This window comes from Legionella stuttgartensis, from assembly GCF_977063405.2.
In genome coordinates this window covers 233,534-255,688 of the sequence record NZ_CDRUHA020000082.1, presented here as the reverse complement: position 1 = coordinate 255,688, position 22,155 = coordinate 233,534, and the positions used below count along the sequence as shown (strand labels likewise).

The following is a 22,155-nucleotide window of genomic DNA, read 5'->3' as shown; positions in this document are numbered from 1 at the left end:
TGTAAAGCCCGGGTGCAGCGAAGCGGAGCCAGGGGTTCTTCTATTGCAATCTTATGTTATTTCCATCCTCAAATTGTGTATTTGCTCTATTTCATCAGACTACTATACATAGTAACTACTTTTAGTCATTAATTTAGATACACCACGCATTAATTGTTTGACCAGGTAAGGAAGTTCAATTCCTCCAGCGTTCAACGCTGTTGCTGCATGTTGTTCTTCATCTTCTTTCATTTTAACGAGAATCGCATGAGACTTTTTGTCTTTTGTTGGTAGTTTTTGTAAATGACGCCCCAGATGATCAGAGACTTGGCGCTCCGTTTCTGCAACAAAACCTAAACTGACTTTATCTCCAACAAAACCAGCAAAAGCTCCTAATATAATTGAGCCAGCATACCAGAAAGGATTTAATATACTTGGTTTTGAACCGAGCTCCGCTAATCGTTCTTCACACCAAGCTAGATGATCTATTTCTTCGGCAGCAGCATTACTCATTTGCTTTTTAATATGGGTTAAGCGAGCTGTTAACGCTTGACCTTGATAAAGTGCTTGGGCACAGACTTCTCCCGCATGATTGACGCGCATGAGACCAGCCACATGTTTCTTTTCTTTTATAGAAAGAGCTATGTCAGGAAGTGGTTCTGCAGGGGATGGACGAGTACTTATCCGCTGTGCAGGGGGAAATATAGTACGTAGCGCATTATCTACTTCGGCGATTAGAGTATCCAGCGTGCTCATAGGAATTGGGTATTTTGTTATTTAAGGCTTGAGCACTATAGTAGCCTGAATATCATTGGGTTTGAAGTCATTGTTAGATTTTTGTTCTTTCTTTATCGGTATGTCATCTCCCACATCCACCCAAACATCATCCTTAGAAAGGCCGTTTTCACTAGGTAGAAGAGCACTCACATTACTGCCTATTTCGGGTGGTTCAATATGGATTTCTTTGTGCTGTACAGGTGGAGTTGGAGTCTCTTCGGGGTAAATAGTTTTTCTGCCTAGCAGATGCATAACACCAAAAGAAGATGCGAGGGTAATTAATGAGAGCATAGCCCCGGTAGCTGTGGGAATTGATAAACTGATTAAAGAAAACAGTTCGATAAAAGGATAAGCTAGAGTACTTAACATGGAAAGTGCTCCAGGACCCATAGAGGGCATAAGTGCTGCCGCGAGAGGGGGGGCAAAGAAGGCAAGAGCACCTATTGCGGCCCCAATAAAGCATAAAGAGGCTAGTGCACTGAGATATCCTAAAGCAGGATGAACTTTTTGAGCGTCCTTAAAGCTTGCAATGGGCGAAGTAACGGTTCGAATCAGATAATAGGTCCCTTTAAATAGTCCCTGTAGTCCCATAGTGGAAAGCAGTAAAACACTTCGTATGCTTTGGGTGAACCAATTAGTTGGAGCCCAGGAAAGTGTCCTATTTTTTAAAAAGGAACATGTTTCACTAAGAAAATTAAGTGGGAACTCCGTAAGAAGCGATAGTAAATTGGTTAATGGGGCGGTAATAAATTTTAAAGTAATAGCATAGGCTATTTTTGAGCCTTTATCGGATGGCCACCCTAGAAAGTAATGGCCAAAATGATACTTAGATCGTTCCCCTTGTTCAGTAAGAGGTAAAAAAGTATCTTGCCAGGCCTTTATCCAGAAGGAAAAAATTGACATATCTGGGGTTATGGGTGCTTCTTGTGCGCGAAGTTTTTTGGCTGAATCCGTTACTGGATTTTTCAGAGCATCTAATAGTTCTGTAGGATTAGGATCGTCACCGCTCCCGAGTAAACTTGCTAAAGCTTCGATGACACTCCCTGTATGATAACCGCAAGTAATGCCATCAAAAAACGATTGAGTTCCCAAAGTATAATAGGTAGCAGAGTGGATTTCAGAACCTAAATGCGATAAATCGACACTTTGCTCTGAGCGTGCAAATGGATTTAAAGAATGCAATGCAGCAGCTAAGATGCCTCTTGTCGTATTTTTTGAAGAATCTTTTGCAAAGAAGCGTTCAGGATTGCTGTACTTGGAATCATAGATTTTTGGCTGTGCTCCATTAGGTGGAAGGTGCATCGTAACAATATGTTGTTCGGTAGCCCCTTGACCTTCGACTCCAACAAGGACATGCATGTGGTTTAAATTATTCCTCTTGAGATAACCTAAAAGTAGTTTAAGTGATCCAACAGGTATTGAATTACGAACAATAACCACGTTTCCCCGTTGCACATGGGACAACTCTAATGGGGAGAAATTTGTCTCATTCTCTTTAAATAAGTACGGATAGACAATGTCACCCAGTTTGAAATAGCCTGTCATTGATACTCTTGAGATGATTTGAACCTTTAAAGTATATATTGATCAATATTAAGGCATCCTTAAGTTGGCTTAATTTATGCTCACAGGGGAGGTGTCTTCGCAGAATATGTCACTCGAATGTAGTAAAGGATCTCTAAATGGAACGTTTCACGGAGATTCGTTTCGAAATTGTTAGGATTCACTTGAGATTTAGTTATTGCTGAAGCCAATCCTGTAGTGCCGTCACAGTTTCCTGATGAACTTTGAGTAGTTGTTGGTAAAGCGTTTGAGGATATAGTTCTGGATTTTTTTGAAAATGTTTTTCTAAGACTTCACAAGTATGACGCAAACGCATGGTACCACAATAAAGTGCACTACTTTTCATTTTATGTGTTAACTTGTTAATTTCAATCAGATCTTGCTTTTCCCAAGCCTGAGCTGCTTTTATTAAATCTTTGGTATTTTCTTCGATAAGAAGGTGCAGTATTTTTTTTAGGGCTCCTTCTGAACCTAGATTATTTATACCCTCAGTACTATCAAATAAGGGATATTCATTAAATTGCAGAATGGATTCAGGCTGTGAAGCCGATAAATTAGCCGCGGGAAATTTGGAATTGCTGTATCGAATCAATAGCTCCTGCAGCAAGTTAGTGCGAAGAGGCTTCGTTATTACTTGATTCATTCCAGATTGTAGGCATTCCTTTTCAACATCAGCGACTGCATGGGCCGTTAAACCAATGATTGGGATGGGTGTTTGGTTATGACTTTGTTCATACTGACGAAATTTTTTGGTTAATTGTATCCCGGTGGTGTCAGGTAGACCAATATCACTTAATATCCAATCGAAAGTATGGGATTGAAATAGTTCTAACGCTTGAGCGCCTGTTGAGGCCGATAAAAAGCGGATGCCAACTTGTTGTAAAAGATTTTCTATCATGGTTAAAGCAATAGCATTATCTTCAATAAGTAGTACCATAGGAACATTAGTTAATTCTTCAGAAGTCGTAGAGAGGGGGAGAGGTGTCAACTCTTGTTCATGAACAGGTTTTTCTGCATTCTGAATAGGTACTGTGAGCGTGAATGTGGTCCCAGCATGGATGGCAGAGTCAACACGTATCTTGCCTTTTAAAAGTTGGGTATAACGCTTCACTATATGTAAGCCTAAGCCATGGCCTGAGTAAAGACCTTGAGATGAGGGTGTTGCCCGATAAAACCGTTTGAAAATTTTGTCTTTATCTTTCGGCTTAATTCCCGGACCAGTATCTTTAACAAAAAATTCAAGTAATGTTTGGCCATGATGTGATTTAGGCCTGACTCCAATTTCAATAAACCCCTTTTCCGTAAATTTAACCGCATTTCCTAAAAGATTTAATAAAATTCGATGCAGTTTTACCGCATCTGTAGTTATCCATTCAGGAGTATTGCAGTCGATACTGATTAATAAATCCAATTTTTTCAAAGCGATGGTTGGACGTTCTAAATCTGCAATGCTGTCGATTAAATCATGCACATTACATACAGATTCATTGATAATGTTTTCTTGCTGACTACCTGCAGCAATTATATCGAGCACCCCATTAAGCAGCGCCAAGAGCTGCTCTCCGCTTATGTTTATCATGCGTGCATGTTCTTTGCCGCGGGTATTTTGAGCTTCTTGTTCCAGAATGCTAGATATTCCAATAATTCCACTTAAAGGGGTGCGAATATCATGACTCATATTGCGAATGAATTCGTCTTTGGCATAGTTCGCAGCTTCTGCTTTTTCTTTAGCTCTTTTGAGCTCGGATTCGATTTTTTTTAAATGAGTAATGTCGATGGTATTTCCAAGAATGCCAATAATGCTTCCGGATTTATCCAACAAAGGCCTTTTAGTCGAAAGTAAAATCACTTCTTCGCCTGATGGCAAAAGAGTTTTCTCCTCCCGTGACAACTCAACATTTTTTTCCATCACTTCCAGGTCATTTGCTCGATAAATATCGGCGGTTTGTTTACCGAATATCTCATAATCAGTTTTGCCCAGAACTTCATTTTCATCGCATTGATTAATGAATTTCATATGATGAAGACTTTGGACGCATCGTTGATTCATACCAGACCAGACACCTTTTAAGTCTTTCCAGTAGACATCTCCTGGTACGGCATCAAGCAGATTTTTTAATTGGGCATATTGTGCTTCCAGATGATCGATTTTATTTTGTAACGTATGAACTGTTTTTTCTAAATCAGCGATTAAGTTAGCAGTGCTGGAAGTTTCTTTTTTTGCCATTTTGTTCCGTGATAAATTAAAATTTTAATTCAGTGTATTTTTGAGTGCCCAAATCTAAAAAACATGAATTATCCTGTATTTTAGGGCTTGGTCAATCGTCTCCATTGCCATAAAAATTAAAGAAGTATTCCCTTGTTTTAAGCATAGCAGATAAAGAGGTTACTAACTTTTTATTAATATAGGATTTTTATTGAATTGATTGTTCTTAAAATTGAGGTCATGTTTCATTTGCATTCTGTTATAATGAGCAAAATTAAATATCCGGTAATACCATGCTCACTCCAGATGGACATTGTGCAAATAAAATTGAAAAAGTAATGCTGTTGGCATTATGGGCAAATGCTTTAAGAGATGAGATACAGGCGCAAGGTTTATCCGAAACCAAAAAATTAATCTTTGCCGGCCTTGGCAAACCAACCTATCCTATTAATTCACATACGATTGCATCTTATCTTTCATATTGGCAAAAATTAGACCATTTAACCAATAAATGGAAAGTAGACCCTCACCAGGTCGAAGAAGATATTGCTATTGATTATGGCGATCCTCGCGGAGATTTTGCGCCACGAGAATTAATGGCAGACATCATGTCACGCTGGTATGAAACAGAAATTACAGCACAAAATATATTATTTACTGTAGGAGGTATTGGTGCCTTACGAGTATTATTTGAAACTTTTAATACTCATTATGAAGATGTACCGGGTTATCGAATTATTACCCCTTTTCCTTATTACAGCGCTTATTCCAATAACCCCTTGCATTGTTTACACCCTATTCATGTGATGGATGAGCCAGGATATAAACTCACCGCACAGGCTACGGAAGAAAGTATTAAGGAGGCTTATTCCCTTGCTGAAATGGATCACGGTTGGCCAAAGGCCATACTCATTTGTAATCCATCCAATCCTCTGGGAAACATTATTGATGCAGATGAGTTAAGAAAAATTGCGGATGTTTTACGTCAGTATCCTGATTTGTACATCATTTTCGATGAAGCTTATACCGAGATGAGTTTTTCAGATATGCCTTCGTTCTTAAAAATTGCTCCCGATCTTAAAGAACGAGTGATCGTCCTACGTTCAGCAACAAAGGCTTTATCTGCAGCCGGCGAACGCATGGCAGTTCTTTTGGTGTTTGAATCCAGTTTGATGAATGAAATGCTCAATAAAAACATAAGCTACTTTATTCATGCGCCGCGTTCAGCACAAGCCGCTTATGCACAGACCATGGCGAATTTTGGGGCCGAGGAAAAAAATAATATTGCTACGTTCTATAAGAAAAAGGTCGATTATGTGGTTGCGCGGTTAAAAGCCATGGGGGCTGCAATGCCCGATCCTTCATATCAGATAGAAGCCACTTTTTATGTTCTTGCTGATTTTAGTGATATGTTTGGCTTGCCATTGCCCAAAGATGTTGCGCGCGTTTTGCAGCGGTCGGGTTTAGTAAAGACGGATGAAGAGCTAGCCTATTATTTATTGTTTGAAGATAATCTCATGATTACTCCTTTATCCTATTTTGGATTGTCAAAACATGATGGTTTTATGCGCATCACATGCAGCGGTCGCGAAAATGAACTCCATGACTTAATGGATAGATTGGAGCGACGGTTATTTGGGTCAAGAAAAAGTAAAAAAAACTATCTACTAGAGCGAATTAGCCACATGCTTCCTGAATTAGAGAAAATGGATGCCCATATGTTTGACCTTATTTGTCAAAAACTGGAAGCAGCCAATGTGGAAGAAGATACGTGTTTGAATTTAAAGTCAAAGAATCAAGTGATAAGAAAGATTTATGATACGGTTGTTGATTTTTTTGAAATAATGAAGCAAGAGGCCTAATAATCCCACTTGCATCCCTATTCGTAGCGTTTAAAGTCCATTGTGTACGCAAACACAATCTAATTCTGTTGATATTTAGCCTGTATCTCGAAGCAATCGTCATTGGATACAGGCTAAAATATGGAGGGTAGTTAATTTTGAATAAATTGATTGATCGTTAGGGTTAAACGCTTAACTAATTCATCGATTTCATCTTCATTTATAATGAGTGGGGGTAAAAGTCGTACCACCGTATCTGCAGTAATGTTAAAAAGTATGCCATTGTCCAGCCCAAGCAAACGCATGTCCATGGCAGGTCGGTCCAGTTCAATGCCTATCATATATCCTTTACCACGAATCGCTTTAACCCCAGGATGTTCGCCCAGATTTTTAATTAATTTTTCCATTAACAGAGCGCTGTTTTTCGTGACTTTTTCACAAATTTTGTCACGCTCTATGACTTCTAATACTGTTAAAGCGGTAGCGCAAGCAAGAGGATTGCCTCCAAAAGTTGAACCATGATTTCCTGGTTTAAATAAATCTTTTGCTTTTTTACTCATCAGGCAAGCGCTTATAGGAAGCCCATTTCCTAAACCTTTTGCTGTAGTAAGAACATCTGGTTGGATGTCATAGTGCATGCAGGTAAAAAGTTTTCCGGTGCGGCCATTTCCGGTTTGGATTTCATCCAAAATAAGCAACCAATCATGCTGTTCACAAAGTTTGGCCAAGGAGCGAAGATAACTTTCTTCTGCTGCATAAATTCCACCTTCTCCCTGAATGGGTTCGAGCATAACCGCAACAACATCTTCTCTGTTGGCTGCAATAGTATGAACGGCCTCCAAATCATTAAAAGGGGCGCGAATAAAACCAGGTACTAAGGGTTCAAATCCTGCTTGTACTTTTCGACTTCCTGATGCAGTCAATGTTGCCATTGTTCGGCCATGGAACGCTCTTTCCATAACAATAATTGAGGGTGTTTCTATTCCTTTTTTATGGCCAAAAAGACGGGTTAATTTAATGGCAGCCTCATTGGCTTCAGCACCTGAATTAGCGAAAAAAACCTGATCCATGCCGGCCATAGTTGTAAGTTTTTCGGCAAGTAATTCTTGTTGTTTGATGTGAAAGGTGTTTGATGTATGGATAAGCTTGGCTGCTTGTTGCTGGATGGTTTTTGTGACATCAGGATGAGCATGCCCTAATCCACAAACCGCTATCCCACTTAAAGCGTCAAGATAGGCCTTGCCTTGTTCGTCATACAACCAAACTCCTTCTCCATGGGTGAAAGTTATTGGCATAGGATTGTAACTCGTAATTAAAGCCATAATGTTTTCCTTAAAACTGAAGGATCTCCACTCAAAAATTATCTCTCCCTTCAGGGAGAGATCGGGTGCGGTCACATTATAGACATAACTTTCTTCCCTATGCTACATGAGGAAAGATATCCATGGTAAAAAGAATGATTTATTTAAAGTTACTGACTACAAAATCCCAATTAACTAAAGACCAGAATGCAGAAACATAGTCGGGGCGGGCATTACGGTAATCAATATAATAGGCGTGTTCCCATACATCACACGTCAATAAGGCAGTTAAACCTTCAGTCATTGGTGTGCCTGCATTACTGGTGCTGATTAATTTTAAAGCACCGGTACTATCTTGAACAAGCCAAGCCCAGCCTGATCCAAAAGTAGATATGGCAGTTTTTGTAAATTCTTCTTTAAATGCACTGAATGAGCCAAAATGTTTGTTAATTGCTTCAGCTAACTTGCCTTTGGGCTCTCCACCACCATTAGGACTGAGGCAATGCCAGTAAAAGGTATGATTCCAAACTTGTGCGGCATTATTGAATATTCCGCCTTTTGATTTTTTAATGATCTCTTCCAGATCCATGGATTCAAATTCAGTACCTGGGATTAATTTATTTAAATTGGTAACGTAGGCTTGGTGATGCTTGCCATAATGATACTCTAATGTTTCACTGGAAATGTGAGGTTCTAACGCATTTTTGGCGTAAGGTAACTCAGGCAATGTAAATGTCATCCTAATCTCCTATTATTTTATTCTGTGCGGGTAAGTGTAGCAGGAAGGGGATGATATTCAATGAAGATTATCCATAATACACAAAAAAGCAGTTTGTGCTTGAAAAAAATGGAACTATTTATAATCAGTGTATTCACCAGGCGCTAAGTTAAGTTTATTCGCCCAGAGCCTACGTTCCGCGAGTTGTTTGCGAAATCCAAGGAGCGTAGGCTAAAAAATATTCTTAACTTAGTGCCATTAGTGTGTACACTTGGTTATTATTAGCTCAAATGGAACATTAGTTGGCTTTTAAACTAAGATCTGTTAATCTATTGTACTAAAAATTTATTGGTTGCGGGTTTTATACGTTTTCGCGATAATGAGCAATAATTAACTTATTATAAAGGTGTGTGCGTGGATACTTTAGAAAAAATTAGGAAGCAAATTGCGGAAAATGCCATTCTGCTTTATATGAAAGGCACGCCGAAGATGCCACAATGTGGATTTTCTGCTCGTGCAGTACAATGCATTGAATCTTGCGGGGTAGACTTTGCCTATGTTGATGTGCTTGCTAATCCTGATATTCGCCAAACATTGCCACAGTATGCTGATTGGCCCACTTTTCCACAACTTTATGTGAAGGGTGAGTTAATCGGTGGTTCTGATATCATTGCTGAATTATTTCAACAAGGTGAATTAGAAACCATGCTGCGTGATGCAATCGCTGCCTAATATAATGAGTTAATACCATAATAATAACGATAATGATGGAGATCATAGAATGAGTGTATTAGTGGGACGAAAAGCTCCTGATTTTACCGTAGCAGCTGTTATGCCTAACGGTGAGATTATGGATAAATTTAATTTACACGAGCATTTAAAAGGTAAGTATGGACTCGTGTTTTTTTATCCTCTGGATTTTACTTTTGTATGTCCTTCTGAGTTGATTGCTTTAGATCATCGTATTGATGAGTTCAAAAGCCGCAATGTTGAAGTGGTTAGCGTTTCAATTGATTCACACTTCACTCACAATGCGTACAGAAATACACCAATTAACAAGGGTGGTATTGGTCCAGTGCGATATGTTATGGCTGCTGATATGACTCATAGCATTTGCCAATCCTATGGAGTTGAGCATCCTGCTGCAGGTGTTGCGTTCCGTGGTGCATTTATTATTGATACCAATGGCGTAGTTCGTTCACAAATCGTGAATGATTTGCCTATCGGTCGTAATATGGACGAAATTTTAAGAATCATTGATGCAGTTCAACACTTTGAAGAAAATGGTGAAGTATGTCCTGCTGGCTGGGAAAAAGGTAAAGCAGGTATGAAAGCATCAACAGAAGGTGTTGCTGCTTATTTATCAGAGCATTCTGATTCATTGTAATAGTTGCCCGGGGTGCAAAAATGTGTCCCGGGCAGTATGGTTTACTCTTCGCAACATTCTAATTATGTATTTTGCTGGGCACTTTTCCAGATGTTCACCATATGGCAAAATAAATCGGCGGTTTTTTCTGCATCATAAATAGCTGAATGAGCTTCCTGAGGATTGAAAGGGATTCCTGCAGCTTGAGCTGCTTTGGCTAATACGGTTTGTCCATACATGAATCCACCTAGTGTGGCTGTATCGAAGCAAGTAAAGGCATGAAAGGGTGATTTAACTCCAGTTCTTTTGATGGCTTCCTTTATAAACAATAAATCAAACCATGCATTATGTCCCACCAAGACAGCGCGTTGACATTGAGTTTTTTTCAGCGCGACAAAAATGGGTTTAAACAGATTTTCTAAAGCGATTTTTTCATCTAGGGCAAAACGCAAGGGTTGGTAAGGATCTATTTGATTGAATTCTAGAGATTTTTGATCCAATTCCGCACCTGGAAAAGGCAAAATATGTTCAAAATGACTTGCTCCACGATAAAAATTACCTTGTTCATCCATAGAAATTAATACGATGCACATTTCTAATAATGCATTTTTGCACGGATCGACCCCGGCTGTTTCTACATCAACAACTACAGGTAAAAAACCACGAAATCGTTCTTTTAAATTCATATAAAATACACTATCGCGTGGGCGCATGAATACTCCATTGAATGGTTTCACCTGCTGCGATCGGAACAACTTGATTAGAGCCTAAAGGCAGAAAGGCGGGGATGGTTTGTGGGGATTTAACTAATTCAATGTGTTGTTGATTGATCGGCAGTTGATAGAACTCAGCACCAAACCGACTGAGAAAATGATTGAGTTGTTTTAACTGGTTCATTTCATCAAATACTTGTGTATATAGAGCGAGAGCAAATGGTGCAGAATAAATTCCTGCACAACCACAGGCACTTTCTTTGGTGCTTACAATATGAGGGGCACTATCCGTTCCCGCAAAAAATTTGGGGTTACCGCTACAGGCAGCCTCTTGTAATGCTTTTTGATCGTGCTCATGCTTTAAAATAGGTAAACAATAATAATGTGGTCTCAATCCCCCTGCGAGCAATTTATTGCGGTTATATAACAAATGATGGGGGGTAATCGTTGCTGCAACTGTTGATGGAGCATCAGTCACATATTCGACGGCAGCACGGGTTGATATGTGTTCAAACACTATTCTTAGTTTAGGAAAATTTCGTACGATCGGTTTTAAATACTCATCAATAAATAAGGACTCACGTTCAAAAATATCACTATGAGTTACTTCTCCATGAATTTGCAGTACTAGGTTACTGCTTTGTAACACTTCAAAAAGAGGGTAAAGATCGGTTAATGACTTTGCACCTGCTTCTGAATTGGTTGTCGCACCTGCGGGATACAGTTTTGCACCGAGAATATAAGGGTTTTTCGTAGCTTGCTGTAATTCTTCGGCACGTACGGAGTCATTCAGATAAAAAGTCATATACGGTTCAAAAGTAGTTCCTTTAGGCAGTGCGGTTAGAATTCTATTTCGATATTCACTAAGTGATGATACTGAGGTTAAAGCCGGTTTGAGATTTGGCATGATTAAAGCGCGAGCAAAATGCTGGGCACTATCAGGCACGGTGTGTTGTAGCATCTCACTATCCCTAAGATGAACATGCCAATCGTCTGGGCGATTAATTATTAGCGTTTGCATAGTAAAGATTCCTGCGTTCTTGCCGATAATTAAGGATAACATGAAACAAGTCACGAGAATGAGTAAAAGATGGCATTTGTGGATCAAAAAGGACAATTTCTAGCATGTATTGCATTAAGCACACTGCTTACAATAGATACAGCACACGCAATGACGCAAGTTGATTTTGCAAATCCTTTAGGAGCAAAGGGGTGGCGTGTCAGCCGTAACCCAATGCGTTGTGGATTATCACTGACTATTCCTAATTATGGTATTGCATATTTTGAACAATATGCGGCCCAACCACCTCATTTTATTTTACGAACTTGGGATGAGGTACAACAGTATTTACCTGCCAAAATCATCATAAAATCTCCCAATTGGAAACCAGATCGCCCTTCAGCTCTTGCTGGCGAATTAGTAGTTAAACCAGGGGAGTATGGCATCTATCTAAGACGCGATGCGAGTTTAAAGTTACTTACGTTCCTCTCACAAGGCTACGAACCTAACTTCGTATATCGAGGTGAAACTGGGTTTAATACAACGGTTGCTTTGTCACCTGTTGGTTTTCAAAAGCCCTACTCGCGATATCAAGAATGTATTGGAAGTTTGTTACCCTTTGACTATGAGCAAGTACGAGAGAGTATGTTCCATTATAAAGAAGATGGCTGCGAGTTGAGCGATAAAGATAAGGATCAATTGCGACGTATTGCGCGATATGTAGAGGCGGATGCTCAAATTAATGAAATAAGAATTATTGGTTATGCTGATGCTAATGGGCGTAAAGGTTATAACAATGCAGTATCTGAAAATAGGGCACGAATTGTGCAAAAATATCTGTTACAACTTGGTGTACCTAAAGAAATGCTTCATGTGACCTGGGTGGGAGAGCTATATCCTGTTGCCAGAAATGATACTGATGTAGGTCGCGCAGCGAATCGCAGAGTTGTGATTACGCTCATAAAAAAATAAAGTGGACTGGCTGTTATTAGGGCAAACTAATTAACTAGATAGCACTGTCGTAAAATCTTAGAAAAAGGTTGCAAGTTGTAAGGGATACACTATATTAGTTATCCTGAACACGTAATTCTTGCTTTTCTTACAGATGGTGCATCGGCTTCAATTTTTAATACAAAAAACCAAAGAATCATCATGATGCTCAAAAAAAATATTCAATGCATAAAAAAAGCATATCTACTTGAAAAATATTAATTTTTTTTTGTAAATCTTCTTGACTTATTCTATTCCGCTGCTAATACTCACACTGTTGCATGCATCGACCTGAAGCGACGAAGGCATGCTAATGACAACTCCTAGTAGAGAGTTATCAATGAAATAGGAAACAATAATAATTTATGCGGAGACATAAGCATGTTAAGTTTAAAGAAAACTACTTTAGCAATTTTAGCTTTAGGCAGCAGTACACTATTTGCAGGTACCATGGGTCCAGTTTGTACCCCAGGTAACGTTACTGTTCCTTGCCCAAGTACTGGATGGAACGTTGGCGGCCAAGCATTAGTATTGCAAACAATGACCGATAACGACGTTTCTTTGGATATCGATGTAACTCCAACAGGCGTTTCTATCAATACTGAATTAGAAGCTCAATGGAACTGGGGCTTCCAAATTGAAGGTTCATACCATTTCAATACTGGAAACGACATCACTTTAACTTGGTATCATTTAGATACTGGTTGGAACAACCATGAGTTTACTCCTGCTTTTGACCCAGATACATTAATTGGTTTTGGTCATAAGAACAGATGGGATGCTGTTAACGGTGAGTTCGGTCAATTTGTTGACTTCAGCGCTAACAAGAAAATTCGTTTCCATGGCGGTTTCCAATTTGCAAGCATTAAGAGAAGCGTTCATGCATTTGCGACAGACTTTGATGCAGGTGTTCCAGATTTCACTGTTGGATTTGAAGGTAACACTCAATACAACGGATTTGGTCCACGTACTGGTATCGACATGAACTACGTATTCGGCAATGGTTTTGGTATTTATGCTAAAGCAGCTGCTGCATTGTTAGTTGGCTCACAAAAACACAGCTATGACGTTGACTTTGTTGACCCAGATGGTTCTGTTCCTGGTCTTCCTACAGTGTTCACTGTTGATGTTAGCGGTTCTAGAACAGCGATCGTTCCAGAATTAGAAGCTAAGTTAGGTGCTAGTTATGATTATGCAATGGCACAAGGTGATTTGGTTCTGGATGCTGGATACATGTGGTTTAACTATATCCATGCGTTAAACACCACTGTATTACCAGTTACAGCAACTGATTTCGCTGCTGCTGGCCCTTACTTTGGCTTGAAATATATAGGAAACATTTAATTCGCTATCATTTTAATAAATTTAATCGATACTGTTGACTTTATGAAGGTCCGGTTAGATAATTGAGCAAGGTACGCTCTCGGTATAGAGCGAAAATGCGTACCGTTGCTAACAATTTAAATTGGTAACGAACGGAAATAATAATAAAAAGTGGAGATAAGCATGTTAAATTTGAAAAAAACAGCGTTAGCTGTTCTTGCTTTAGGTAGCAGTGCAGTATTCGCTGGTACCATGGGCCCAGTTTGTACCCCAGGTAACGTTACTGTTCCTTGCCCAAGTACTGGATGGAACATCGGTGGCCAAGCACTAGTATTGCAAACAATGACCGATAACGATGTTTCTTTAGATATCGATGTAACTCCAACAGGCGTTTCTATCAATACTGAATTAGACGCTCAATGGAACTGGGGCTTCCAAATTGAAGGTTCATACCATTTCAATACTGGAAACGACATCACTTTAACTTGGTATCATTTAGATACTGGTTGGAACAACCATGAGTTTACTCCTGCTTTTGACCCAGATACATTAATTGGTTTTGGTCATAAAAACAGATGGGATGCTGTTAACGGTGAATTCGGTCAATATGTTGACTTCAGCGCTAACAAGAAAATCCGTTTCCATGGCGGTTTCCAATTTGCAAGCATCAAGAGAAGCGTTCATGCATTTGCAACAGACTTTGATGCAGGTGTTCCAGATTTCACTGTTGGATTTGAAGGTAACACTCAATACAACGGATTTGGTCCACGTACTGGTATCGACATGAACTACGTATTCGGCAACGGTTTTGGTGTTTATGCTAAAGCAGCTGCTGCATTGTTAGTTGGTTCACAAAAACACAGCTATGATGTTGACTTTGTTGACCCAGATGGTTCTGTTCCTGGTCTTCCTACAGTGTTCACTGTTGATGTTAGCGGAACTAGAACAGCGATTGTTCCTGAGTTAGAAGCTAAGTTAGGTGCTAACTATACTTATGCAATGGCTCAAGGTGACTTAACTCTGGATGCTGGGTACATGTGGTTCAACTACATCCATGCGTTAAACACAACCGTATTACCAGTTACAGCAACTGACTTCGCTGCTGCTGGTCCTTACTTCGGTCTGAAGTATGTTGGAAATGTTTAATTTCTTAATTGATTAAGATCTTATAAAAGCCCGTCATTAATGATGGGCTTTTTTTTTCTAATGGAGTATTCATGTTTAAGAAAGCAACTATAGCTGTATTGGGATTGGCTGCAAGTATAGCAACTGCTGGCGGTATGGGCCCAGTTTGTACCCCAAGTAATGTTACAGTTCCATGTGGAACAAACCTCTGGGACTTCAGCGCTCAAGCGCTCTATCTAAGATCCATCTATGGTAGTGAAAAATCGATCCAATTCGGCACATTACCAATAAACAAAGAAATAAAGAATGATTGGAACTGGGGGTATTTTTTAGAGGGGTCTTATCATTTTAATACCGGAAATGATATTAGTGTCAATTGGATGCACTTCAGTACTTCAACCGATCCCACTGGATTTTTCGGAACTCTAAATATACCTGTAACGGGTTTACCACCTATCCCTGCTCCATTTGATTTTATTAGTCGCAATAGGATAGACCAAGTTAATGTAGTGATGGGACAACATACTGACATCAGTATGCGGAAGAAAATGCGTTTTTACGGTGGTATGCAATATGCAAATATCCAATCTACTGCAAGAAATTATTACATAACCGACTTTATTCCTGCCCTGGTGACAAATCCATTTAGCAAATTCGACAATACTGACTATAAAGGTTTTGGACCAGTAGTTGGAATTGACTATGCTTACTACCTGACAGACTCTCTAAGCGTAACTGCAAATGGGGGCGGATCAGTGCTTTATGGAACGAATCGCTATCACGCAGGTTTTGTTGTATCACCTCAGCAAGCAATTGTTGAGCAAGTATTCTTCCGTAAAAGAGGTATTGTTCCAAGCCTGGAAGCAAAACTTGGTATAAATTATGCCCGTCCTACACCTATAGGTCTTGCAAATATTCAAGCCGGTTACCAAGTAGTGAATTACTTTCACGTTTTGGAAGAGCAACCCTTCCCGAATTTATTTGGTCCAATTCGTCCAGTCGATTATGGACTATTTGGTCCCTATTTTGGTCTAAAGTTAATTGGTAATGCATAATTTAAACTGAATACGTACTACACACTTATTACTCAATTAAAACCCATAAGTAGACTATGGGTTTTTTTTTATAGATTCTAATAAAGTAACAAATTTTAAGCAAATTTGTGAAAAAGAAGCTAGCCACTCCTTGTTTACCAAGCTATAATTTTCTGCCTTTCCGATGTGGAAGTAAAAATAATGAACAGGAGTACCGCATGCAATATAAAAAAATCATATTGGCCCTAGTCTGTTTGTCATCGCCACTCTATGCGGAACATGATCAGCAGTTGCAACGTCAAATAGCTCGTTTACAAAAACAAGCACAACAATTACAAACTCAACTAGATACTTTACAGAAAGAAATGGTTGCTCAGAAAGTGAGTCATTCGAGCAAGCCAACTAAAGAGGAATCTAAAAAGCCAGGGCCTATTGTTCATAAAAAACATGCAAAAAAAGATAAGCGTGAACAACATGAACCGCATGAAAAAATGGTTAAATACCATTCGTCAAGGCTCTCAGTACATACCCCTGAGGAGCATCCAGAATCAATTGGATTTTATCCAACTGCTTTAGTGGCAGAAAATCGAGTTGTTACTTATATTGCAGGAACACCTGTTGTAACTTCTCCATATTTGGGCGACAGACCTGCTTTTGATGGATCAGACTATATTGTTAATATTTCAAGTATTAACCGTGACATCCGCTTGATGCAACAACGTCGAAAATTATATAGAGCCTATAGAAATATGGGGTACCCAATTCCCGAAAGGCCAATCATTGCACTTAGTGGTAAAGCAGAGCCTGTTGGCATGATCAATAGTGATTATGTTGGAGGAACAAATGTTGATTTAACCTTAGGCTCGAGTGAGGTAGACGTTGCTGCGGCGTTAAATCAAAATGTCGAAGCGTATATCGCACTAGCCTATGATGAGAGTCCTCCTGATGTTGGTCCAAGAATTAACAACTCAGCATTTAACCTCAATATGGGTTTTGTGAATATAGGAAACTTGGATAAAACGCCATTTTACTTCACTGCTGGGCAGTTGTATGTGCCTTTCGGACGTTATTCAAGTTCCATGATCAGTGCGCCGCTGACTTTAAATTTAGCTCGAACTAAAACAAGACCTTTTATTATAGGTTATAAATCACAAGAAGATACTGGGCCTTTTGCCGCAACATACATCTATCGGAGTGATACTACCTTAGGACGTGCTGGAGTGGGCGGTGCGAATCTCGGTTATGTTTTTGCATTTGCGGAAGCCACTGGAGAAATAGGAGCAAGTTACATCAGCTCCATCGATGATGCCGCTGGAATGCAAAATACAGGTGGTAACCCCGGAACTTTTGGCGGTTTTGGTTCGTTACTTAATGGCAATGAATTGGTACGCAAGACAGAAGCTGTGGATGTTTATGGTAACATGGGTTATGACCGATTTAACTTTGCTGCTGAATGGGTTGGTACAATTGAATCATTTAGAACTCAGGATTTAAGTTTTAATGGACATGGTGCAAAACCACAGGCATTACAAACAGAAATTGATATGACGTTCAGAGCCTTTCACAGACCTGCATCGATTGGGATTGGTTATCAACGGACTAAAGAGGCTCTTGCGTTAAATCTACCAGAACACCGTTTTATTGGCGTATTTAATATTTCTATCTGGAAAGATACTGTAGAAAGTATTGAGTACCGACATGAAATAGATTACGGATCCAACGATTTTGCCAATGGTGCTTCAGCGCCTGGATTTGTTAATGCGCCCACACTAGGTACCGGAGGTACAGCGGATACTGTTTCTGCGCAAATTGGGGTTTATTTCTAAAATAATATTTTTTAACCTGGGTGAAAGCGAGGCTGTAACCCAGGTGTTTATTGTCTAAAAAATTGTTAAGATATGTATCGCATCATTAACCTAATCAATTATTATTCACAACGCCAATCCAATTGATTTTCATTCCCACTCGTCAATAAAGAATGCAAACTGTGCTATCTTTTAACATATAGCGTATTTGATTAGGGAAGGGAGCATGTGTACATCCTACAGCATGCCAAGGTCCATAGAAACGCCAACAGGTCGAATAATATTTTTATTGCGATCCAGTATTCTGTTGATTCTAATACTTGTTTACACTTCATGTTCCTATGCAACTAAAGTAGTTGAATTAAATATTAAAGGAGCAATTGGGCCTGCCACAGCCGATTATGTTATTCGTACCATTGATAATGCACAGCATGCAGATTTAATCATAGTTACACTTGATACTCCGGGCGGGCTTGATGAATCCACTCGAATTATCGTTCAAAGTTTTTTATCATCTAATATTCCTATCGTGACTTTTGTAAGTCCAAATGGTGCCCGGGCAGCAAGCGCGGGGACTTTTTTACTCTATGCCAGTACCTTGGCTGCCATGGCGCCTGGAACTCAACTGGGCGCTGCGAGTCCAGTCAATTTAGCTACAGGGTTTAGCGATACAGCCTCCCAAGATAAACAGACTACTATGGAGAAAAAAATCACTAATGATGCTGTAGCCACAATACGATCATTGGCTCAATTGCGAGGTCGCAACCCAGATTTTGCACAAAAAGCAGTCTTAAATGCAGAAACAATGACTGCTCCCGAGGCTTTAAAGGAGCGTGTTATTAATTATATTGCAAATGATGAGAAAGACTTACTGGCGCAGTTAGATGGCGTGTCAGTAGTACAGAACAATCAAAAAATAATACTCAATACCAGTAATGCACAGATTGAATTAATTAAGCCTGATTGGCGTACGCAATTTTTATCGATAATTACCGATCCAACAGTTGCGTATCTTCTTCTTTTGCTGGGTATATATGGTATTTTCTTTGAGTTGGTAAACCCTGGGCATTTATTTCCAGGCGTTATTGGAGCCATCTCAATGTGTATTGCGCTGTATGCGCTTCAATTATTACCAATAAACTACGCTGGGTTTTTTCTTATTCTCTTGGGAATCGCATTTATTGTGGGAGAAGCATTTGTGCCGGCTTATGGTTCTCTAGGGATTGGCGGTACCATCGCATTCATTATTGGTTCCATTATGTTAGTAGAAACCGATAATCAAATGTACCAAATCGCTTGGTCAGTAATCGGAGCAATGGCTGTTGTAAATATTATCTTTTTTGTCTTCCTGCTCGGGATGGTGGTAAAAGCAAGGAGCCAAAGTGTAAAACATGGTTTAATCGTTTTGATAGGTGCCAAAGGTCATACGCTTGGCAATATTAATCTTGAAGGACAGGCAATGATTCGTGGAGAGATTTGGAGCGTACACTCTAAACTGCCTATAGCCGCAAACACGCCGATAAAAGTAATAGGGATTTCAGGACTGAAAATGGAAATTGAAGAGGATTTGAGTAATCGAGGAGGATAACATGGGACCATTTTTAACGGTGATAATCGTTGCAATTTTACTGCTTTTGATCTCAGCAGTTAAAGTGTTTAGGGAATATGAGCGGGGCGTTGTATTCATGTTAGGTCGTTTCTGGAAAGTTAAAGGGCCCGGTTTAGTACTTATTATTCCAGTGATTCAACAAGTAGTACGAGTCGATTTACGTACCATAGTGATGGATGTACCAAGCCAAGATGTGATTTCTAAAGATAACGTTTCAGTACGAGTTAATGCGGTTTTATATTTTCGGGTGGTGGTTCCAGAAAATGCTATTATCCAAGTAGAAAATTACTATGAAGCAACCAGTCAATTGGCACAAACAACACTTCGTTCCGTATTAGGACAACATGAGCTCGATGAAATGCTTTCTGAGCGAGAACGTTTAAATAGTGACGTACAGAAAATACTGGATTCACAAACTGATAACTGGGGCATTAAGGTGTCTAATGTTGAAATAAAACGTGTTGATTTGGATGAAAGCATGATTCGTGCAATTGCAAGACAGGCTGAAGCTGAGCGCGAACGACGTGCGAAAGTGATCCATGCTGAGGGAGAGTTACAAGCCTCAGATAAATTACTGCAAGCATCTCAAGTGTTGGCACAACAACCCCAGGCAATGCAGTTACGTTATTTACAAACCTTGGCGGCGATAGCCGGAACTAATAATTCTACCATTGTGTTCCCCATGCCGATGGAATTGGGTGATATTTTATCTAATATAGCGTCAAGGAAAAAATAGCTGAGCTGAGACAATCGCCTGGGTGAAGGCAATGCCGTAACCCGGGTGTTCATAAAATCAGCAAATTCCAGCGGTTGTGTCAATTTTAAATCAGTGTGTTCTTTCGTTTGGAATTAAAAAACTCTGCGTGGCTTTAATCTAAAGGAGATTTTACTAAGGATACTTATTGTTGGGAGCAAAACGATATAAGAAACTAGTTCAATTGCTTTAAATAAATACTTTCTTTTTCCTTCTGCCAGGGCGTAATTTCGACTAAATTTTTCAAATAGTGGCCAATCGCAAATTTTAAAACCATTCGGTGATTTATACCCCATAAAAAAGTAACCCGTAAAATACCCATAAAATTGAAGTATTTTTCGCGGATAAAAAACATAGGTTGCGGCAGCGGAGGCTTCTAGGTAGCTCGTATAATGCCAACAATTTTTAGGCAAAAAGAGCATATCTCCTCGTTCGAGAGTAATGTTATAACCTTCAGCCTGGTTTAATCTTGGAAATTGTTGTGATAATAAATCCAATGGTTGGCCAAATTCCACTAAACTGTCGCCAACAAAAGGAAGTTTATAAATATATTGGCTTTGTTTTTGAGTAAATAATAACACTTGCTTTTTTCCACTTAAGCATAGATGAAGATTACAGCAATGTTCTCTATCAAAGTGGATTTCTGTATGCGCTCCCTTGCCTCCAAAAAAATAAATAACTTTTAAATTTTTATTAAAGTACCTAGGGCGAAAGGGAATTTTTTGCCAAAGTGGCACATGCCGTTCTATTGCTCCGGAATGCTTTGGAAAGGTCTGACCAAAAATTCTATACGGCTTATTATTTTTAATTTGGGACATGACGGTTGAAAAATTACCCCGATCATATGATTTCCACCTATCATTTTCATAAGTATCATAGGTGATTACTCCTTCAAGAAGATTTTCAAAATAATCGATAGAAAACTTGTCGGTAAAATTTTTTATTTTTATCAAAATAGGTTCTTTTGAGCGATAAATAAGACGTTTAATATATTCTTCTTGACCGTATTCATACTCAATTTCTTGTATTTTTTTTATTTTCATTTATTAACCTTTTGAATAAGATAATAAAAATAATATTTTCTTCCCCAAAATTTTTCTTTGCGGGCATATTTGGCAACGTAATGAAGCGCAGGATTTTTAAATCTAATCTTCCACCATGGAAGAAATATTAATCCACAGACCGCTGCAATAGTTGGAAGTTCGGATATGAATTGACTTAGATCATCTCCAGCAATAGCCAAGGCTTGCCGGTAAAATCCTTCTTCATTTACGATTAATCGTTGATAAAGAGAGGCTTGTACTTGCTTGGTAATATTCACTTTTTGAATTATTTTTAATTTATCGCTGCTCTTAATAAATTGTTCTAATTTATTTGATTGATCTTTATTTTTAAAATAATGATCTGCATAACAAAAAAATCCACCTAAAGATAAGACACGCTCCACTTCTGAAAAAAAGTCCTCAATTCGAGGATAAAGATGAGAACTTTCAAGATTGATGACAATATCAAAGCATTCGTTTCCTAGAGGTAGAGTTTCCGCGTCAGATTGAATGTAATTCACTTTATCTTGTTTGTAGAAATGACGATGGGAGTTGATTACTAATCGATTAACCAAATCAATCCCTAATGCATAATTAGTTTTTAGTAACTCAGAACTTGCTTTAAGACCAAGGCCATTACCACTGCCTATCTCAAGCAGTCGCTTATTAAAAAATTGAGTTTTTATTAATGGTCTTATTAGGGAGTAAAGAAGTAATTGTGAATAAATATCTTGTACCTCAGATATTTTAGAAAAATCAAAATTCAATTCTTTGTATTCTTCATGGATTTTTTTATCCCATAAACCTAAGTTCAGAAATACTTTATTATGATGTAATTGGCCAAAAGTATTATAACTGTCTTGAATCAGCTTTTTAATTAATTTGATTTCTGAGCGATCTAAGTAATGATGCCTCATTACGAAACCGATTTGTCTTGCCGCATGGCTATACCTTGGGGTTTCTTCATCCATTTGATTCGCGTAATTATGCAACTCATATTATAAGTAT

Annotated in this window: 19 protein-coding genes; 10 read left to right on the top strand and 9 right to left on the bottom strand. The window is 38.9% G+C overall.

Annotated features, from left to right (window positions below; all coding sequences use genetic code 11):
• Window positions 1-102: 102 nt before the first annotated feature.
• From coq7 to ACWTEW_RS29030, 3 genes are all read right to left on the bottom strand, one after another.
• Entirely contained in the window at window positions 103-735 is a 633-nt protein-coding gene (gene coq7, locus ACWTEW_RS29040; RefSeq protein ID WP_454781500.1) for a 2-polyprenyl-3-methyl-6-methoxy-1,4-benzoquinone monooxygenase, read from the bottom strand.
• Between the two features lie 21 nt (window positions 736-756).
• Window positions 757-2,301, bottom strand: coding sequence for a hypothetical protein (locus ACWTEW_RS29035; protein WP_454781499.1), 1,545 nt, complete (start codon window positions 2,299-2,301; stop codon window positions 757-759).
• Window positions 2,302-2,494: 193 nt separating this feature from the next.
• Window positions 2,495-4,546: an ATP-binding protein gene (locus tag ACWTEW_RS29030; protein WP_454781498.1), complete on the bottom strand. Its 2,052-nt coding sequence runs from the start codon at window positions 4,544-4,546 to the stop codon at window positions 2,495-2,497.
• A gap of 272 nt (window positions 4,547-4,818) precedes the next feature.
• Between ACWTEW_RS29030 and ACWTEW_RS29025 the strand changes: the two genes are divergently transcribed.
• The gene (locus ACWTEW_RS29025) at window positions 4,819-6,387 is read left to right on the top strand and encodes a pyridoxal phosphate-dependent aminotransferase (protein ID WP_454781497.1); all 1,569 of its coding nucleotides are present in this window, start codon (window positions 4,819-4,821) and stop codon (window positions 6,385-6,387) included.
• A 131-nt stretch (window positions 6,388-6,518) separates the two neighbouring features.
• On the opposite strand, the gene ACWTEW_RS29020 is transcribed toward ACWTEW_RS29025, so the two are convergent.
• Complete coding sequence (locus ACWTEW_RS29020) at window positions 6,519-7,688, bottom strand: aspartate aminotransferase family protein (protein WP_454781496.1); 1,170 nt, start codon at window positions 7,686-7,688, stop codon at window positions 6,519-6,521.
• 139 nt (window positions 7,689-7,827) lie between these two features.
• Complete coding sequence (gene sodB / locus ACWTEW_RS29015; RefSeq protein ID WP_454781495.1) at window positions 7,828-8,406, bottom strand: superoxide dismutase [Fe]; 579 nt, start codon at window positions 8,404-8,406, stop codon at window positions 7,828-7,830.
• A gap of 393 nt (window positions 8,407-8,799) precedes the next feature.
• Here sodB and grxD point away from each other — a divergent pair, with 393 nt between their 5' ends.
• Window positions 8,800-9,117 carry a Grx4 family monothiol glutaredoxin gene (gene grxD / locus ACWTEW_RS29010; protein WP_454781494.1) on the top strand — a complete coding sequence of 106 codons (318 nt, stop codon included), beginning with the start codon at window positions 8,800-8,802 and terminating at the stop codon, window positions 9,115-9,117.
• Between the two features lie 49 nt (window positions 9,118-9,166).
• Window positions 9,167-9,772, top strand: a complete 606-nt coding sequence (locus ACWTEW_RS29005) for a peroxiredoxin (protein WP_182392161.1) — start codon at window positions 9,167-9,169, stop codon at window positions 9,770-9,772.
• A gap of 62 nt (window positions 9,773-9,834) precedes the next feature.
• Here ACWTEW_RS29005 and rnt read toward each other — a convergent pair whose 3' ends face one another.
• Together rnt and pyrC are read right to left on the bottom strand one after the other, a co-directional pair.
• Window positions 9,835-10,464, bottom strand: a complete 630-nt coding sequence (rnt, locus tag ACWTEW_RS29000) for a ribonuclease T (RefSeq protein ID WP_454781493.1) — start codon at window positions 10,462-10,464, stop codon at window positions 9,835-9,837.
• Window positions 10,448-11,485 (bottom strand): dihydroorotase, encoded by a 1,038-nt coding sequence (gene pyrC / locus ACWTEW_RS28995; RefSeq protein ID WP_454781492.1) that lies wholly within the window; start codon window positions 11,483-11,485, stop codon window positions 10,448-10,450. Before pyrC ends, rnt begins: the two co-directional genes overlap by 17 nt.
• A 69-nt stretch (window positions 11,486-11,554) precedes the next feature.
• Between pyrC and ACWTEW_RS28990 the strand changes: the two genes are divergently transcribed.
• The 7 genes from ACWTEW_RS28990 to ACWTEW_RS28960 all read left to right on the top strand — a co-directional run bounded on the left by ACWTEW_RS28990 (window position 11,555) and on the right by ACWTEW_RS28960 (window position 20,086).
• Entirely contained in the window at window positions 11,555-12,436 is an 882-nt protein-coding gene (locus ACWTEW_RS28990) for a flagellar protein MotY (protein WP_454781491.1), read from the top strand.
• 399 nt (window positions 12,437-12,835) lie between these two features.
• Window positions 12,836-13,798, top strand: a complete 963-nt coding sequence (locus tag ACWTEW_RS28985) for an Lpg1974 family pore-forming outer membrane protein (RefSeq protein ID WP_454781490.1) — start codon at window positions 12,836-12,838, stop codon at window positions 13,796-13,798.
• A 162-nt stretch (window positions 13,799-13,960) separates the two neighbouring features.
• Window positions 13,961-14,923 (top strand): Lpg1974 family pore-forming outer membrane protein, encoded by a 963-nt coding sequence (locus ACWTEW_RS28980; protein ID WP_454781489.1) that lies wholly within the window; start codon window positions 13,961-13,963, stop codon window positions 14,921-14,923.
• 71 nt (window positions 14,924-14,994) lie between these two features.
• Window positions 14,995-15,957, top strand: coding sequence for an Lpg1974 family pore-forming outer membrane protein (locus ACWTEW_RS28975; protein WP_454781488.1), 963 nt, complete (start codon window positions 14,995-14,997; stop codon window positions 15,955-15,957).
• Between the two features lie 197 nt (window positions 15,958-16,154).
• Window positions 16,155-17,762, top strand: coding sequence for an LbtU family siderophore porin (locus ACWTEW_RS28970; protein ID WP_454781487.1), 1,608 nt, complete (start codon window positions 16,155-16,157; stop codon window positions 17,760-17,762).
• 205 nt (window positions 17,763-17,967) lie between these two features.
• On the top strand, window positions 17,968-19,329 hold the full coding sequence (locus tag ACWTEW_RS28965; protein WP_454781486.1) for an NfeD family protein: 1,362 nt from the start codon (window positions 17,968-17,970) through the stop codon (window positions 19,327-19,329).
• 1 nt (window position 19,330) lies between these two features.
• Window positions 19,331-20,086, top strand: a complete 756-nt coding sequence (locus tag ACWTEW_RS28960; protein ID WP_454781485.1) for a slipin family protein — start codon at window positions 19,331-19,333, stop codon at window positions 20,084-20,086.
• Window positions 20,087-20,199: 113 nt separating this feature from the next.
• On the opposite strand, the gene ACWTEW_RS28955 is transcribed toward ACWTEW_RS28960, so the two are convergent.
• Window positions 20,200-21,147, bottom strand: coding sequence for a cupin-like domain-containing protein (locus ACWTEW_RS28955; RefSeq protein ID WP_454781484.1), 948 nt, complete (start codon window positions 21,145-21,147; stop codon window positions 20,200-20,202).
• Window positions 21,144-22,118 carry a class I SAM-dependent methyltransferase gene (locus tag ACWTEW_RS28950; RefSeq protein WP_454781483.1) on the bottom strand — a complete coding sequence of 325 codons (975 nt, stop codon included), beginning with the start codon at window positions 22,116-22,118 and terminating at the stop codon, window positions 21,144-21,146. Before ACWTEW_RS28950 ends, ACWTEW_RS28955 begins: the two co-directional genes overlap by 4 nt.
• Between the last annotated feature and the right edge of the window lie 37 nt (window positions 22,119-22,155).